The sequence below is a fragment of the Kistimonas ophiarachnellae genome (genome assembly GCF_057552235.1).
This window is the reverse complement of record NZ_BAAJPA010000012.1, coordinates 1-16,279: the sequence shown is the minus strand read 5'-3', so window position 1 is coordinate 16,279 and position 16,279 is coordinate 1. Positions and strand designations below refer to the sequence as shown.

Genomic DNA, 16,279 nt, shown 5'->3' with positions numbered 1-16,279 from the left:
AGATAATGGCATTGGCAGATATTTACAGGATAGAAAAGGAAAACGAATTTATAAATTTAAAACCTCAAAGTGAATCAATGATGCAATTCAAATATGTACATCATCTTGAATCACTAATGAATACTGGAATTGAAATTCCAATATACCGTATTGAATTCCATCATGATGATTTTCAGGCATTAGTCAATCATGATTATATTGTTTGCCATGACATGAAAGATATTGAAATTCATCTTCATTTAACTGGCATGAATTATAGTGAAATGCATGATTGCCTAATTGAATCGTTACGCTACCATCTTTGAAGAAAATGACTAGGAATCACCAAATATGCATAAAGTTTATACGATTATCGGGACCAATCCGGGACTATCTTGAATTTTTATATTGGATTTACTTCATAAGTATACAGTACCTTAGTTTAAGATTTAATCAGACGAGTATCTTCTATTGTGAACAAAAACCAGCAACTACGGGGCTTGCAGAAAGATTGAAATGATAAAAAAATATTTATCTTTTATTGATCATCGACTTCGGGAGGAAGGGGTCGGAGGTTCGAATCCTCTCACACCGACCAGACAGAAAAAGGGTTGCAGTGATGCAACCCTTTTTTATTACCTGAAATTCATAGATTTATCTCATCCAGAACTGCCGGACACCCCACAGGCAAGTATCCGGACACTATCTCATCAAGCTACCACTTTCTCTGCAGTCATATCCCCCTGCGTAGCAAGATGATCCTTTCTGCAATCTTTCAACGTCTCTGCAATCAGGAATGCCATCTCCAACGACTGGCTGGCATTCAGCCTGGGATCACAGTGGGTATGGTAGCGATCAGCCAGCCCCTCAACCGTCACACAATGGGAACCACCCACGCACTCCGTCACATTCTGACCGGTCATTTCAAAATGAACACCGCCGGCATAGGTTCCTTCCGCCCGATGAACAGCAAAGAACCGGCGCACTTCCTGCAACACCCGGGTCACTTCCCGGGTCTTGTAACCATTGGCAGCCTTGATGGTATTGCCATGCATGGGGTCTGAACTCCAGACCACCTTGCGTCCTTCTCGCTGTATCGCCTGAATCAGCGGCGGTAAGCATTCCCCTATTTTATCGGACCCCATACGCACAATCAGGTTAATACGGCCTGGCTGGTTGTCGGGGTTCAGCGTATCCAGGAGACGCAACAGCTCATCAGGGTCAGTCGTCGGACCCGCCTTGATACCTATCGGGTTATGGATACCACGCATAAACTCAACATGGGCGCCGTCCGGCTGGCGGGTACGGTCACCAATCCAGAGCATATGGGCAGAACAGTCATACCAGTCGCCGGTCAGGCTGTCACGACGGGTCAGCGCCTGTTCATAAGGCAACAACAGCGCTTCATGCGACGTATAAAAACTGGTTTCCCTGATCGCCGCCGTATTGGCGCCGGTAATCCCACAGGCTTTCATAAAAGCCAGCGCTTCATCAATACGCTCAGCCAGGCGCAGGTACTTCTCAGACTGCGGCGTTGCCTTGACAAAACTCAGGTTCCACTCGTGCACCTGCTCCAGCGAAGCAAGGCCACCCTGCGCAAAAGCACGAATCAGGTTCAGCGTTGAAGCGGATTGATGATACGCCGCCAGCAGCCGCTCGGGATTGGGTTCACGGGCTGCCTCAGTGAATTCATTACTGTTTATGATGTCGCCGCGATAAGATGGCAATTCAACACCATCGCGGGATTCCGTGCCCTGGGAACGGGGCTTGGCAAACTGACCCGCCAAACGCCCCACTTTAACGACCGGACAGCTGGCGCCAAAGGTCAACACCACGGCCATCTGCATCAGCACCTTGAAGGTGTCACGAATATTATCCGCCGTGAATTCGGCAAAGCTCTCGGCGCAGTCGCCGCCCTGAAGCAGGAAAGCACGCCCTTCTGATACGTCGGCCAGCTGCTGATACAATGCCCTCACTTCACCGGCGAACACCAGTGGCGGCATACGGCTTAATTCTGATTCTACCTGCCTGACTTTACCGGGATCACGGTATTCCGGCTGCTGCAGGGCCGTTTTCTGTCTCCAGCTATCTGGCTTCCACTCTTGCATGTTTCTCTTTGCCCCATACCGGGTTGTCATTCAACATAAACCTGGCACACACGATTGGCCCGCAAAACACGATGTGACTAAACCAAAACCAACAACGCTGACATTCAACCCCTGCTGGATGGATCTTTATCCTGCGAGTAATCCGCCATGCAGCAGAGAAACAAGCCCCCTGCTGCACATACCAGGTGGAAGCTAACGATACCATCAGACAATCGGAATAACACCCATCGGACCATGAATCAGGGCTATCTCAGCCTGCGTCATCCCGTCCCCTTATTCAACTGATTGAAAATGGCATCTTTAAGCTGAACCCGCTTCATTTTCAACGCCTCATAATTTTCATCCGTTGTCGGTACACTCTGCATTTCCAGACCTCGCACCTGGTGCTCGACCTCGTGGTATTCCCTGGCAAGGTTCCTGAAGTTTTCATCCGTCTCTTTCAGGGTCTGGATTCGTTCCTGGTACTCGGGAAAATCATCAACCAGGTTGTGCTTGTCACGCAGCATTGCAGATCTCCGCAGAAAAACACCCTCCGCCAGTGTAGTCAGACCATCATCAGCGCGTAGATAAAACGCATACATTCACGGGTTTTCAACACAAATATGCGTGTTATACTTACGCCGCCTTGACAAAAAACGCGTGAATTAACCTTGACAGCATTTACAGCGACTTCCACTAAACTGATTAAAATGACCGGGATCATGACCATGATCATCCGGCGGGGAAGCGTTTTTGACTGAAGGCAGCAGACACAAAAAACCCCCGCACCTAACCGGTCCGGGGGTTTTTTATTACTGGCGGCACACAACGACGACGGAAACACAGCATGACCAGCATTCAACTTAAACTGATCACAGCCAACAACCCCGGCAGCCTGGAAAAAATCCTGTCGACCAGCCGGGGCGGCGGGTTTGAAGTCAGCAATTTCATCGCTGAATTCAAACCTGAGCGGGATCATTATGAAGTCAGGCTCCGGGTTCAGGGTGAACAAAGCCAGGACAAACTGATCATGCAATTGCTAAAAGAGGAAGATATACGTTCCCTGGTTCCCTGCCGGCGCTGACCTAGTCGCCGGTTTCAACAGGGCGGGATGCATCCGTAATCCATTCACTCCAGGACCCCGGATACAACTTCGGCCAGGGCAAACCGGCAAGACGCATGGCCAGAATATTATGGCAGGCCGTCACGCCCGAGCCACAATAACACACTGGCAGGGCATCCTCACCTGCACCGGGTTGCGGGTAAAAAACACCGAAGCGCTCCGCCAACAGGTCAGGTGACAGGAACCGACCGTTTTCATCCATGTTTTCCGTAAAAGGCATACAGGTTGCGCCCGGAATATGTCCTGCCACCGGATCAATCGGCTCTTCCCGACCCGCAAAGCGTTCTTTCCCTCGTGCATCCAGCAGGGCTGAGAACTGACTTGAAAACATCAGGAGTTCATCCGCTGACACAATCCGTTCATCACAGGGTGAAAAACGGTAGTCACTCCAATCAGGCGCCCTGATCTCTTGTGTGACGGGCAAGCCCGCATCGACCCATGCATTGAAGCCACCATGCAACAGACTCACCCGTGAATGGCCCGCCCATTCCAGCAACCACCAGCAACGCGCCGCCATGGCATGACTGCCATCATCATAGATAACAACCCGTGTCGTTTCAGTGATGCCCAGCGATTGCAGCCAACCTGAAAAAACTGCCGGATCCGGCAACGGATGTCGGCCTGTGACGCCCGGGACAATAGTGCCGGAGAGATCCTGCTCCAGGTCCGCATAAATGGCGCCGGGAATATGACCGGCAAGATACTGCTGTTTTCCCAGGCTGGTATCCTGCAGTGAGAAACGGGTATCAATCAGCCTTAACGATTCATCATTCAGTATCGTCGCCAGCCCATCCACTTCAATTAACAGGCTCATAAAACAGTTGCTCGTATGACATCAGGCCATTCAACCTGATGGATTTACTGATGACCTTTATGAGGGAGATTCACCACCTTGTCGTTGACAATCACCTTGTCAGACAACACCTGGTCAATATCCACATCACTCCCCTTGAGGCTATCACTGACAATAATGCGCGTGACATCCGCCGCATCACTGTGCGGATCAACAACGTCATCCTCGGTATAAACGGGTACAGGATCAAAGGTCGCCGACGCCTCAGGCTCAGCAGGCAACGACTGCATCGTGGCATGATCATGCCAGAGCCACAGACCGCCAAGAATCACAATGCAGCCAACAATACCGACTGCAACCAGCGTATCTTTTTTCATGGTGGTTACCGGGAACAAGAAACCTTGGAGTCTAATGGTTGACTGACTGATTCATCAAGGGGGCTGCTGTTACAACACGTGTCACACCACCTTCCGAGACCAGGGTTACCCTGTCCCCCTTTTGAATGGGATCCATCAGATCTAACCTCTGTTCAACAGTGATATTCGCACCGGTATCAAGTTTAACCGCCATGACAACCCGACGGCTGTCGGCACGGGCCTCTGCCTTGTTGTCTTCTTCATGCGGCATGAATGATTCTGCAGGTTTGCGGATAACCTCTACTGCCACCACAGTACCGACATCAGTCCATGCCTGACCTGCGACTTCTCCACGACTATAGCTGTAGCCGGTAAGGTCAGGCATACACCCTCCCAATAAAACCAGCAGACCAATCCCAATACCTAAATACGTTCCGCCATACACCCTTTCATCTCCCTGAACGTTGCAGCCTGAGCCAGCCAAACACACTGTGTTTACGTATTGTTGAAGAACCCACACTCCGACTATAATTCGCGTTCCCTGTACAGACGGGCAAGTTCCACAACAACCAGTGTCGCAATGCGTAAAAGGTTCTTGCCACTCAAATCATAACCAACTGAGCAAGACCAAGGAAATCTCATGGATGACAGACTGACCGTCAAGGAATGCTGCCTGCTGACAATCTCACTGGCCACGCTTGCAACCACAATTCTGCTGCTGGCTAACGCCCTGCAGTAAACAGACAAAGTATCGCCCGAACAAGAAAAACCAGCGAATCCGGCAAGCAACCTGAACCAGGTCAATTCGGCCTCAACCCCCATCACCCACTCGTGCCGACGGTATGATTGCACCTGCCGGGAACGCCATAAAAAAACCCCGCTTGCGCGGGGTTTTTCAGACAGGTGTCAGACTCAGCGTGTCCACACCCTGGCATTACGGAACATCCGCATCCAGGGACCATCTTCCTGCCAGTCATCCGGGTGCCAGGAGTTCTGGACAGCCCGGAATACCCGTTCAGGGTGCGGCATCATGATAGTGACACGGCCATCATCCGTGGTCAGGCCGGTAATCCCCTCCGGAGAACCATTCGGGTTGAACGGATAGCGTTCCGTCACCGTACCGTGGTTATCGACATAGCGCAGCGCCACCAGCCCGCTGCCGCTGGCACGACGCAGGGCATCCGCATGGGCAAACTCCGCATGCCCTTCACCGTGGGCAATGGCGATCGGCAGACGGTCACCGACCATACCGGACAGGAAGATCGACGGGCTTTTCTCAATCTGCACCATGGCCACCCGCGCTTCAAACTGCTCGGAGCGGTTACGGACAAAATGCGGCCACAACGATGCACCGGGAATCAGCTCTCGCAGGTTGGACAGCATCTGGCAACCGTTACAGACACCCAGTGTGAAGGTATCCCGGCGATCAAAGAAGGCGGCAAACTGCTCACGCGTGCGGCTGTTAAACAGGATAGACTTCGCCCACCCCTCACCCGCACCGAGCACATCCCCGTAGGAGAAACCGCCACACGCCGCCAGCCCCGTGAAATCAGCCAGCGAGCGATCACCGCTCATCAGGTCACTCATGTGCACATCAACCGCAGCGAAACCGGCACGATCAAATGCGGCGGCCATCTCCACCTGGCCGTTGACGCCCTGCTCGCGCAGGATGGCAATCCTGGGCCGGGCTCCCGTGGCAATATAGGGCGCCGCGATATCCCGGTTATGATCCCAGGCAACCACGGCGTGCAGGCCGGGATCCCGGTCATCGAGCAGGTTATCAAACTCCTGACGGGCACACTCGGCATTATCACGCAGTGCCTGGATCCGGTAGCTGGTCTCTGACCAGATGCGGTGGTAACGAATCCGGTTACCGGTCAACACCTCATGCCCACGGAAGACGAACTCGATATTCTGTTCATCCGCCAGTGTACCGATGCTATGGACACAGCCTGACAGACCGAACTCGGCCAGACAGTCCATCACATAGCCCTTGTCTTCGCGACGTACCTGTATCACCGCACCCAGCTCTTCGTTGAACAGGGCCGGCAGCAGGTCAGACTGGGTTTCCGCGAGCTTATCCAACTCCACCCGGATACCGGTATGACCGGCAAAGGCCATTTCCAGCAACGTAGCCAGCAGGCCGCCGTCAGAACGGTCGTGGTAAGCAACAATCTTTTGCTCATCCATCAACTGCTGGAGCGCATTAAAGAACGCTTTCAGGTCTTCCGGGCTGTCCAGGTCCGCCGGCACATCACCCAACTGACGATAAACCTGTGCCAACGCAGAACCACCCAGGCGGTTCCGGCCACGGCCCAGGTCGATCAGTACCAGTTCAGTGTCGCCCTGATCTGTCCGCAGCTGCGGCGTGACCGTCTTGCGAATATCCTGAACCGGCGCGAACGCGGAAATAATCAGGGAGAGCGGCGAGGTAACGGATTTCTCGGTACCATCCTCGTTCCAGGCCGTCCGCATGGACATGGAGTCCTTGCCCACGGGAATGGTGATACCCAGCTCAGGACACAACGCCATACCGACGGCTTTCACCGTATCATACAGGCGCTCCCCTTCACCGGGGTGAGACGCTGCAGACATCCAGTTGGCCGACAAACGAATATCGGACAGGCTGCCAATCCTGGCACTGGCAATATTGGTGATCGCCTCACCGATCGCCATCCGGCCGGACGCGGGGCCATCCAGCAGGGCCACCGGCGTACGCTCGCCCATGGACATGGCTTCACCGGTGTAGACATCAAAACTGGTCGCAGTGACGGCACAGTCCGCCACGGGCACCTGCCACGGCCCCACCATCTGGTCGCGACTGACCAGACCGGTGATGGAACGGTCACCGATGGTAATCAGGAAGCTCTTGCCAGCGACGGTCGGCAGTCGCAGTACCCGCTCTGTCGCCTCGGCCAGATCAATACCGGCCAGCTTCAGTGCCTTGCGCTCAAAGTCGGTGCGTTCCACTGAGCGGTGCATACGGGGCGCCTTGCCCAGCAGAATCTCTAGCGGCAGATCAACCGGATTGTTGTCAAAATGGCTATCCGACAGGCGCAGATGTTCTTCTTCAGTGGCTGTACCCACTACCGCGTACGGACAGCGCTCCCGACGGCAGATCACTTCAAAGCGTTCCATATCCTCCGGTTCAACCGCCAGAACATAGCGCTCCTGGGACTCGTTGCACCAGACCGCCAGCGGGGACATACCCGGTTCATCATTGGGAATATTGCGCAGTTCGAAATCGCCGCCACGTCCACCATCACTTACCAGTTCAGGGAAGGCGTTGGACAGACCGCCTGCGCCGACATCGTGGATAAAGCGAATCGGATTCTTGTCGCCCAGCTGCCAGCAGCGGTCGATGACTTCCTGGCAACGGCGCTCCATCTCGGGGTTGTCCCGCTGCACAGAGGCGAAATCCAGGTCTTCCTGGCCTTCACCGGTACTCATGGACGAGGCTGCACCGCCGCCCAGACCGATCTGCATGGCCGGGCCGCCCAGAACAATCAGTTTGGCACCCGCCGCAAAATCGGCTTTCTGCACATGGTCAGCACGAATATTGCCCAGACCGCCGGCAATCATGATCGGCTTGTGGTAACCACGCACTTCTTCGCCAGCCGGGCCGTTGACCTGCTCTTCATAGGTCCGGAAATAACCGCAGAGATTGGGACGACCGAATTCATTGTTGAACCCGGCGCCGCCCAGCGGGCCTTCAATCATGATATCCAGGGCGGAGACAATACGATCCGGCTTGCCGAAATCCCCTTCCCAGGGCTGCTCATAGCCCGGAATCCGCAGGTTGGAAACGGAGAACCCGGTCAGGCCAGCCTTGGGCTTGGCGCCACGACCGGTTGCGCCTTCGTCACGGATCTCACCACCGGAACCGGTGGATGCGCCGGGATAGGGAGCAATGGCAGTAGGATGGTTGTGGGTTTCCACTTTCATCAGGATATGAACATCTTCCTCATGAAAGCCGTATTCGCAGGAGTCGGGATCGGGGAAAAAGCGGCCGGCCCGGGAGCCGGTGATGACAGCAGCGTTGTCCTTGTAGGCAGACAGCACACCCTCGGAATGCATCTCCCAGGTATTACGGATCATGCCAAACAGGGATTTCTCCTGGGCTTCACCGTCAATGTCCCAGGAAGCATTGAAGATCTTGTGCCGGCAATGTTCCGAGTTGGCCTGGGCGAACATCATCAACTCAACATCGCTGGGATCACGCTGGAGTCGGGTGAAATTGTCCACCAGGTAGTCAATTTCATCTTCCGCAAGCGCCAGGCCCAGGTCGGTATTGGCCACCTCCAGTGCAGCCCGTCCCTCAGCGATCACCGGCACCGTGGCCAGCGGCCGTGGCTCCGCTTCACGGAAGAGGCATTCGGCCGCTTCCAGGCTGTGGAGTACGGTCTCGGTCATCGGGTCGTGAAGGATATCCCCCATTCTGTCCAGCGCTTCAGCACCGGGCTCACCTTCCATCTGGACGTAATAGGCAATGCCACGTTCCAGACGCTGAACCTGGCCAAGGCTGCAGTTATGGGCAATATCGGTCGCTTTGCTGGACCAGGGGGAGATGGTGCCGGGCCGTGGCACGACGAGGAAGAGTTGTCCGACAGGGTCACGGGCCTCAATGCCCGGACCGTAGCGCAGCAACCGTTGCAGGATGCCCTGCTCCTCGCTGGTCAGCGGGGCGGTCAGTCGCGCAAAATGCATGAAGTCCGCGTACACACCGGTGACGCCTGTCACCTGCTGCTGAAGCACCTTCAGCAATCTCTCAGAACGGAAAGAAGAAAGCGCGGGATTGCCGCGTAAAATCTCCATGGTCAGACGAACCCTCGAAATCCGGGAGAGGTTGTAAGCACCGTAAACCGCAAATAGTCTGCGCGGGTACTCAGGGTGCGCGTATAATACAGAAAGCTGTCTGGCTGAACCAGCCAGCGAACCCCCTGTTTTACTCTCTTGGATGCCATTGCCTGACATTCGTTCACATGCCTGCCCACACACGGCTGAGAAATGGCCGATCATCGTCATACAGGGAGCGCACATCCCATTGCTGAGAATGCCCCTCCTTTCCGTAATCACCCGGCATCGTCACGTCGGCCAGTGTCGTCTGCTGCTCGGGGTCATGCTCCTGATCGGGTGCGACAGCCCCCCCGACGCCGGCATCATTTGCCACGACACCCTGCCTGACATGGCTGCCTACCGGCAGACCGGATCCCCACTGACCAGTCGCGACAGTAATCGCTACTACCGACAACTAAGCTGGGTTTACTACCTGGGAAACAGCCTCGCAACCCCGCTCCTTGATCCCCCCCTGAATCTGATTCCCGATACCCTGTCTGCGGCTGAAAGTGCCAGTATCAACATCCATATTGCACAACGTTTGCCACGGTATGAGGCATTGTTTCGCCGCATTGGCGAATCACACCAGATCGACTGGCGCCTGCTGGCTGCCATCAGCTACCAGGAGTCGCACTGGTCGCCCAGGGCCCGCTCTCCCACCGGCGTCAGGGGAATGATGATGCTGACACTGACGACAGCCAGGGAAGTGGGTGTACGCAATCGCCTTGATGTCGAGCAGAGTCTGCTGGGGGGGGCCCTGTACCTGAACCGGATCTACGACCGGCTACCCGGAACCATCCGGGAACCGGATCGCACCTGGATAGCCCTGGCAGCCTATAACGTCGGCATGGGACACGTCTATGATGCCCTGGACCTGACGCTGCAGGCCGGCGGCAATCCCGACAAATGGGACGACCTGCGGCTCCATCTGCTCCTGCTGGAGCAATCCTGGTGGTATCGCCAGACCCGCTACGGCTATGCCCGTGGCTCCGAGCCTGTGCGTTATGTGGAAAATATCCGCCTGTTCTACCAACACCTGAAACAACCACAGGTGCTCGCGCAGTCCGACTAATTCAGCAGCAGGTTTGCTGCATCTGCTGCCGAGCCTGTTTCTTTTCCTGACGACGCCGCCGGAAAAAATCTGACAGCAACCGTGAGCATGCCTCTTCCAGAATGCCGCCGGTTAGCGTTACCGCGTGATTCAGCCATGGCATGTCCAGCAACTGGGCCTGGCTGGCAACCGCCCCGGCCTTGGGTTCGCGGGCACCATACACCAGACGGCGAATCCGGCTGTGGACGATGGCACCGGCACACATGGTGCAGGGCTCCAGGGTAACGTAGAGGTCACAGTCCACCAGCCGGTAGTTCCTGAGGTTCACCGCCGCATCCCGAAGGGCCTGTATTTCGGCATGGGCAACCGGGTCCACCCGGCTGATCGGGCTGTTATAACCACGCCCGACGATACGATTACCATGCACCACAATGGCCCCCACCGGCACCTCATTCAGGGCTGCTCCCAGCCGTGCCAGGCGCAGGGCTTCCTGCATCCAGTGCTGATCTGTTTCCTGCATCGCCTGCATTCCAATCCAAAAGGGCGGGATTATAGCGGGACAGCCCGGTGAGACAATGTCAGAGCCAGGCAACATCCCCTGTCAGGTGAGGTTTTCCGGCTGTCGAGTACAATTGAAAAGCGCCCCCCTCACCGGTCAACTGCTGGCTGAAGTGGACATCCGACGGCAAAAAGGCAGGGGTTTTGAAACGGACATCAACCGCAAAGGGCCTTTGTCCAATCGTATCCATCAATGCCGCCAGGCAGCGGGCCTTGGACCACATACCATGGGCGATTGGCTGCCTGAAACCAAACAGTCTGGACGTGACAGGATACAGATGGATGGGATTTCGATCCCCGGAAACCGCCCCATACCGGCGCCCCAGGTTCGGTGGCAAGGACCAGGTCTCGTCAGGTTCGGGCACAGGGGCGCTCGCTTTTTTGGGTTTGCCATTCCCCTTCCCGGGCATGCGTGACAGGTTCGTACTGACACTCTCCCACACCCGTTCGCCACTGGCCTCGATACGGGTGGTCAGATCGAACTCCAGCCCTGCACCCACCTGGCGGGTTTCACCCACGGCACAGTCAATCCATAACAGCTCATCCGGACCAATCGGACGGATCTGCCGGATGCTGTTGCGAACATGCACCAATCCCATGGGTGCCAGCGGCATGGCGTGATGCACCAGCAAATGCATGTGCAGCGGAAAAGCCAGGATATGTAAAAACGTCGGCGACAACCCCGGCAGGTTTTGAAACCCGCACACCCGGTTATAGGCCCGCGCCTGATCGTGATCGACCCGGACACCGGACACATTGACGGACAACGCCGGCAACTGCCCGGGCGCAGAACGCCCCCGTTTGACCGCGGCACCGGCATAGAGTCGCCACAGGGAAGGAAGGGAAGATAAGGTTTCGGCCTGCATAATGGTCAACCGCACGTCGAGGTTAATAACTCCCTGATTCTTGCATTCCCCCACGGTGCCGCATTGGCTGATTCACCACCGGCTGCTCGCCGCATTGCCAATGACGCCTGATTTAACCGATTGTCATCACCGGCAATCCTCTCTAAGATAGCGACATTGACACGGCACGATCAGGCAATAACAACCCGTACAGCCAGGGTGCTGCGAATAACAGCCGCAATGGACTGACGGAATAACAACAGAAGCCGGGCAGTAACATGAGCGAATTAAAAGACGCAGGAATCCTGGTACGGATGGCACACCTGGGATTCATGAATGCCGGAATAGATCCTTCCGCCATCTACCGACGCTGTAATATCACGGCACAATTGCTCGCAGACCAGCGCACCCGTACCCCCCATCATGCACAAACCCTTTTCTGGCAGGCCTGCGAAGACGTCACGGGGGATCCGTTGATTGGCCTGCACCTGGGGGAACATACCCCGCTGTTCCGCGGGCAGGTACTGGAATACCTGTTCCTGAGCAGCCACACCTTTGAAGAAGGCCTGCAGCGCGCCCTGCGCTACCAACGGCTACTGAGCGATGCCATCAGTGGCCGGCTGGAACAATCCGGGGATCGCTGCGCCCTTGTCGTTGCACCGGCCACCGGGGACTCCATGAGCATCCGGCACCTGAGCGACAGTATCATGCTGGGTGTGATCCGTTTTTTCCAGCATGTCACGGATGGCACGTTCAAGCCGCTGGCCATCACCTTCTCCCATGCCGGTGTCGGGGATGACAGCGAATACCAGCGGGTATTTGGCTGCCCGGTATCGTTCGAGGGTGACACGGATGAACTGGTCTTTGATCCCACCGTCCTGAATTACCGGTCCCTCCATGCCGAGCCGGAACTCATGCGCGCCCACGAACAGGTCGCCTCTGAACAGATGGCGCGCCTGGAAAAGCAGGACGTGGTCATGGCGGTCAGCCGGGTGATCGGGGAGCTGCTGGACTCCGGCCAGGTCAGCCTGGAGTCTGTTGCTGAACGGCTGGATATCACCGCCAGAACCCTGCGCAGCCGACTGGCGGAAGCGGAAACCAGTTTCAACCAGCTGCTGGCCAATTACCGCAGCAACCTGGCCCGGCGTTTACTGGCGCGGACCGATGAGTCCATTGACGAGATTGTCTACCTGACCGGTTTCTCCGAACCCAGCACCTTCTACCGGGCCTTCAAACGCTGGACAGGGCTGACGCCCATAGAGTACCGGCGCAGCAAAAAGCGCGAACGCGCCGCAGCAAGAAAAGTATCAACTCAAGCGAGCAGTCCGGAGGAAGTCCCGGCCTGAAGCCCATCCGCCGGTTTGTCATTTTTTGACAAACCGGCCGTTGAGCCGCTTTACCCATCCAGATGCAGGTTGCCGTTCTGCAAGAGTGTATTGAGGATAGCGTTGTTATCCCCCAGGCTGGAGAGGTCGACATCCTGCAGAACAATCATCTGGGTTACATCCCCACCCTCGCCTGTCGGATGAATGCTGATCTCGGTGCTGCCATTGACCACCTCCACATCCAGGAACTGGTCAATGGTTTCCGGTGTTCCCCCGGACAACAGCTGGCTCAGGTCGATGGCATCGCCACTGACACTGGCGTCGAAATCGGTAATGGTATCCACCGCAATGTTTGAGGCTGTCCCTTCATCACCGACAATCCAGACGAAGGTATCGGAACCCGCGCCGCCGGTCAGGGTATCATTGCCGGCACCGCCGACCATAAAGTCATCCCCATCCAGCCCCAGCAGGGTATCATCGCCAGCCATGCCGTCGATCCGTTCACTGAATGCTGTACCATTCAGAGTGTCCCCACCCGCTGTTCCTTCCAGGGAGCCGGTTGCATCCATCGCATGTAAGACATCAATATCCAGGGTGGCCACACTCGTGGAACTGCCATCATCCGCGGTGACTTCATAGGTAAACGTTTCTGTCTGATCGGTCTGCCCCAGAACCCGAACCTCCTCAGCCGACAACTCCCGGTTGTAGATCCGCGCTTCATCAATATCGCCATTAAAGCCCAAACCGTCACTACCACTGTCACCGGTATGGAGTTTTGTCGCGCTATTTTTCCCGCCGAAACCAATACCACCACTGTGTGCCATCACGGACTCACCATAACCGCTGGCAAACTGATTGCCATCAAGGTATCCGGTAAGTGCAGTGTCGCCGTCAGTGGTCATGTCCAGCGTCAGGGCTACACTGTGCCAGCCATCGCCAGCAGTGGAAATATCCGTGCTGATCCAGTTGCCGTTCCAGCTACTGCCCTCACTCCAGGCACCGACATACAACAAACCATCGTCAATGTAGATCACGAATCCATTTACACCACCCCCTTCTTCGTACAACACCTGGGTACCCGACAGATCATTGTTTTCGTCCACCCTGAAAAACAGGCTGATGCTTCGCCCTGGTGGAATACTGCTATTGCTATAGGTATTGATGTCAGCAGAGTTGGCCATATCAACAACATTGTTACCGCCATCTGTGTGGACCCCTCCACCACTAATCCCCTGCGCGATAAAGCTGGCATTCGATCCCAGGGTGCCATTGGATACGTTAGCGTTGTCCGGCGCGGTATCCGCCGCCGTCGTTCCGGTCCCTTCATCAAAGGTCCAGCGAGCGACCAGGCCATCATCGAGATTCATGCCGTCGTAGGCGGGATCAAGGTTGTAGGTCCAGCTGCCGTCAGCGGCGATATCCAGGGTGCCGAACTCCCCGTCAATACTGGTGGTACCGGAGGCGGCCACAGCCTGACCGTTCACGCTGGAAACCGCCAGGGTAGCCCCCGCTGCTGTGGTTTCCACCGGCAGCACATCATCATTGATACCCGCAGTATCAGAGAGTTCGATGCTGGCATCCACCGCGTGGTCTATTTCTACGGTTGCAGTGGCAGCCGCTGTATTGGTGCCATCACTGACGTTGTAGTCCAGGGTCAGGTCGCCACTGAGGTCATCACCGGTGCGGATCGTCCAGGTGCCATCATTGTTGTCATACACGGTGTGGACATTATCAGGATAGGTATCCCACTCTGCGCCATTAATCGTATACGTAGAAACGGAATTCCCCCGGTTCATCACCCCCAGTTCGCCGTCACTGATATTCTCAGTGAACTGATGCGCAATCTTCTCCACACCATCCACCGTCAGGCTGACCCGGTTATCAACAATATCCACTTCATAGTGGCGATCTACATTGACATTGGAACTTGCGGCGCTTTCATCAAAGCTGTTCAAGACCGTACTCGTGCCATTAGTCCACTGTTCTACGATCCATTCGGGTGAATCATCACTATCATAGCTACCAATCGTCTTGTAGTTATTGGCATCCACGTAATCGAAGACAATGAAATTATTGCGGGTGGCATGGCCATCGGTGGGCGCTACCGTGAAATCCAGATGCAGGTCGGTACCGCGGGTTCCACCGCCGGTGGTATCAATGAGCACCACGTTTTCTTCATCGCCAGACGTCAATGTCAGCGTATCGCCGTTGACCGCCACACTGCCGCCTGTACCTGCCGAGAAGCTGGTCTGGAAATCATACCGGTGAGCACTGACGCCATTGATGCTGACATCCTGCACACTGAGAGTATCCCCCTGGGCATCACTGGCATTGGCCAGCAGGTAGGCTTCGCTCACGGTATGGGTCACCAGGTCATCCGGAGCAACAATATTGAGCGCCGCGTCAATGAAGGGATCCTGGTCAAAATGCACATTAATCGCCTGGGTCGTCACAGCCGTTGCGCCGGTTGCCGTCTCCGTAGTGGTGGCGGTAACGGTCATCGCAAAATCAACCCCTTGGTGCGATGTCATCGACAGGCTACCCAGATCCCATCCGGACACATCCAGTGCCCCACCGGTTGAGGTCAGGGTATTGGTGCCATCAGTCAGGACGATATCTGTCGGAATACCGGTCAGTTCAACCGCCAGGGTTTCCGAGCCGTCACTGTCGGGTGTTGCCACGTCCAGATCAACCTCTATTGCCTGGTCTCCCTGGACATAGACACCCTCACCAGTGGGAATGTGGCTGTTTTCTGCACTGGCAGCCTGGATTGATATCGTATCAATATAGAGATCCACACCGCCGGTTATTATTGACGTATCGGAGATGCGCAGCGTCGCATTGCCCGCAGATACACCGGTGAAATCCAGGTTCAACGTCTGGGTTGTGTCGCCCGAGAGCGTTAAAAATGGTTGACTGGCAATCACCTCGCCGGTCGTGACATCCACCACTTCCACCAGCCCTGATTGCAGTGCCGTCAAACCACTCGTCCGGTAATCCAGTGACAGGTTGTAATTCACGTCCGGATGCAACGTAATTGTCTGTTCCGCCACACCATCATTCGGACCGTCCCCGGCACTGAACCTCAGGAAACCTGAAGTCGTATCAACCGTACCCGTCATGGTCCAGTCAGAGGAGCTGGTAAATTCATTGTTAGTCACCAGCTCAGTATCCAGCATCAGGTCACTGTAGACCTCATTGTTCAGGGTAATGGTGGGCGCATCCGCGACCGGCGTGACATTCATGGTCAACGTCTGGACAGAACTCTCCAACCCATTGTTATCGGTTACCTTGAACTCAATGGAGGCATAAGCATCACCACTGGT

General features: G+C 55.6%; 14 protein-coding genes. 4 read left to right on the top strand and 10 right to left on the bottom strand.

From position 1 onward, the window contains the following. The first annotated feature begins 5 nt into the window (after positions 1–5). A complete protein-coding gene (locus AC27K1_RS15285) occupies positions 6–305 on the top strand; it encodes a hypothetical protein (RefSeq protein WP_487151684.1) in 300 nt (99 codons plus the stop codon). Positions 306–689: 384 nt separating this feature from the next. Here AC27K1_RS15285 and AC27K1_RS15280 read toward each other — a convergent pair whose 3' ends face one another. Both AC27K1_RS15280 and AC27K1_RS15275 read right to left on the bottom strand, forming a co-directional pair. Continuing rightward, positions 690–2,087: a class II 3-deoxy-7-phosphoheptulonate synthase gene (locus AC27K1_RS15280; RefSeq protein WP_487151683.1), complete on the bottom strand. Its 1,398-nt coding sequence runs from the start codon at positions 2,085–2,087 to the stop codon at positions 690–692. A 260-nt stretch (positions 2,088–2,347) separates the two neighbouring features. Further along, entirely contained in the window at positions 2,348–2,593 is a 246-nt protein-coding gene (locus AC27K1_RS15275; RefSeq protein ID WP_487151682.1) for an HP1242/YdcH family protein, read from the bottom strand. A gap of 320 nt (positions 2,594–2,913) precedes the next feature. On the opposite strand from AC27K1_RS15275, the gene AC27K1_RS15270 reads away from it, so the two are divergent. Continuing rightward, positions 2,914–3,150, top strand: a complete 237-nt coding sequence (locus AC27K1_RS15270; RefSeq protein WP_487151681.1) for an ACT domain-containing protein — start codon at positions 2,914–2,916, stop codon at positions 3,148–3,150. A gap of 1 nt (position 3,151) precedes the next feature. Here AC27K1_RS15270 and AC27K1_RS15265 read toward each other — a convergent pair whose 3' ends face one another. The 5 genes from AC27K1_RS15265 to AC27K1_RS15245 all read right to left on the bottom strand — a co-directional run bounded on the left by AC27K1_RS15265 (position 3,152) and on the right by AC27K1_RS15245 (position 9,508). Then, the gene (locus AC27K1_RS15265) at positions 3,152–4,003 is read right to left on the bottom strand and encodes a sulfurtransferase (protein ID WP_487151680.1); all 852 of its coding nucleotides are present in this window, start codon (positions 4,001–4,003) and stop codon (positions 3,152–3,154) included. 44 nt (positions 4,004–4,047) lie between these two features. Continuing rightward, positions 4,048–4,359 (bottom strand): hypothetical protein, encoded by a 312-nt coding sequence (locus AC27K1_RS15260; RefSeq protein ID WP_487151679.1) that lies wholly within the window; start codon positions 4,357–4,359, stop codon positions 4,048–4,050. A 31-nt stretch (positions 4,360–4,390) separates the two neighbouring features. Then, positions 4,391–4,723: a hypothetical protein gene (locus tag AC27K1_RS15255; protein ID WP_487151678.1), complete on the bottom strand. Its 333-nt coding sequence runs from the start codon at positions 4,721–4,723 to the stop codon at positions 4,391–4,393. A 527-nt stretch (positions 4,724–5,250) separates the two neighbouring features. After that, on the bottom strand, positions 5,251–9,153 hold the full coding sequence (purL, locus tag AC27K1_RS15250) for a phosphoribosylformylglycinamidine synthase (protein ID WP_487151677.1): 3,903 nt from the start codon (positions 9,151–9,153) through the stop codon (positions 5,251–5,253). 163 nt (positions 9,154–9,316) lie between these two features. Continuing rightward, positions 9,317–9,508, bottom strand: coding sequence for a hypothetical protein (locus AC27K1_RS15245; protein WP_487151676.1), 192 nt, complete (start codon positions 9,506–9,508; stop codon positions 9,317–9,319). Positions 9,509–9,523: 15 nt separating this feature from the next. Here AC27K1_RS15245 and AC27K1_RS15240 point away from each other — a divergent pair, with 15 nt between their 5' ends. Then, the gene (locus tag AC27K1_RS15240) at positions 9,524–10,246 is read left to right on the top strand and encodes a transglycosylase SLT domain-containing protein (protein WP_487151675.1); all 723 of its coding nucleotides are present in this window, start codon (positions 9,524–9,526) and stop codon (positions 10,244–10,246) included. 1 nt (position 10,247) lies between these two features. Here AC27K1_RS15240 and tadA read toward each other — a convergent pair whose 3' ends face one another. After that, positions 10,248–10,745 carry a tRNA adenosine(34) deaminase TadA gene (tadA, locus tag AC27K1_RS15235; RefSeq protein WP_487151674.1) on the bottom strand — a complete coding sequence of 166 codons (498 nt, stop codon included), beginning with the start codon at positions 10,743–10,745 and terminating at the stop codon, positions 10,248–10,250. 58 nt (positions 10,746–10,803) lie between these two features. After that, on the bottom strand, positions 10,804–11,664 hold the full coding sequence (locus AC27K1_RS15230) for a MaoC family dehydratase (protein WP_487151673.1): 861 nt from the start codon (positions 11,662–11,664) through the stop codon (positions 10,804–10,806). Between the two features lie 242 nt (positions 11,665–11,906). Here AC27K1_RS15230 and AC27K1_RS15225 point away from each other — a divergent pair, with 242 nt between their 5' ends. Beyond that, positions 11,907–12,974 carry an AraC family transcriptional regulator ligand-binding domain-containing protein gene (locus AC27K1_RS15225; protein ID WP_487151672.1) on the top strand — a complete coding sequence of 356 codons (1,068 nt, stop codon included), beginning with the start codon at positions 11,907–11,909 and terminating at the stop codon, positions 12,972–12,974. Between the two features lie 50 nt (positions 12,975–13,024). Here the strand turns inward: AC27K1_RS15225 and AC27K1_RS15220 are convergent. Continuing rightward, positions 13,025–16,279: type I secretion C-terminal target domain-containing protein (locus AC27K1_RS15220; protein ID WP_487151671.1), on the bottom strand; the 3,255-nt coding region annotated here is incomplete at its 5' end.

Coding starts and splice junctions, on each gene's coding strand:
- AC27K1_RS15280 (WP_487151683.1), bottom strand. CDS start 2,087: ATGCAAGAGTGGAAGCCAGATAGCTGGAGACAGAAAACGGCCCTGCAG.
- AC27K1_RS15255 (WP_487151678.1), bottom strand. CDS start 4,723: ATGCCTGACCTTACCGGCTACAGCTATAGTCGTGGAGAAGTCGCAGGT.
- AC27K1_RS15260 (WP_487151679.1), bottom strand. CDS start 4,359: ATGAAAAAAGATACGCTGGTTGCAGTCGGTATTGTTGGCTGCATTGTG.
- AC27K1_RS15240 (WP_487151675.1), top strand. CDS start 9,524: ATGGCTGCCTACCGGCAGACCGGATCCCCACTGACCAGTCGCGACAGT.
- AC27K1_RS15270 (WP_487151681.1), top strand. CDS start 2,914: ATGACCAGCATTCAACTTAAACTGATCACAGCCAACAACCCCGGCAGC.
- tadA (WP_487151674.1), bottom strand. CDS start 10,745: ATGCAGGAAACAGATCAGCACTGGATGCAGGAAGCCCTGCGCCTGGCA.
- AC27K1_RS15275 (WP_487151682.1), bottom strand. CDS start 2,593: ATGCTGCGTGACAAGCACAACCTGGTTGATGATTTTCCCGAGTACCAG.
- AC27K1_RS15285 (WP_487151684.1), top strand. CDS start 6: ATGGCATTGGCAGATATTTACAGGATAGAAAAGGAAAACGAATTTATA.
- AC27K1_RS15225 (WP_487151672.1), top strand. CDS start 11,907: ATGAGCGAATTAAAAGACGCAGGAATCCTGGTACGGATGGCACACCTG.
- AC27K1_RS15265 (WP_487151680.1), bottom strand. CDS start 4,003: ATGAGCCTGTTAATTGAAGTGGATGGGCTGGCGACGATACTGAATGAT.
- purL (WP_487151677.1), bottom strand. CDS start 9,153: ATGGAGATTTTACGCGGCAATCCCGCGCTTTCTTCTTTCCGTTCTGAG.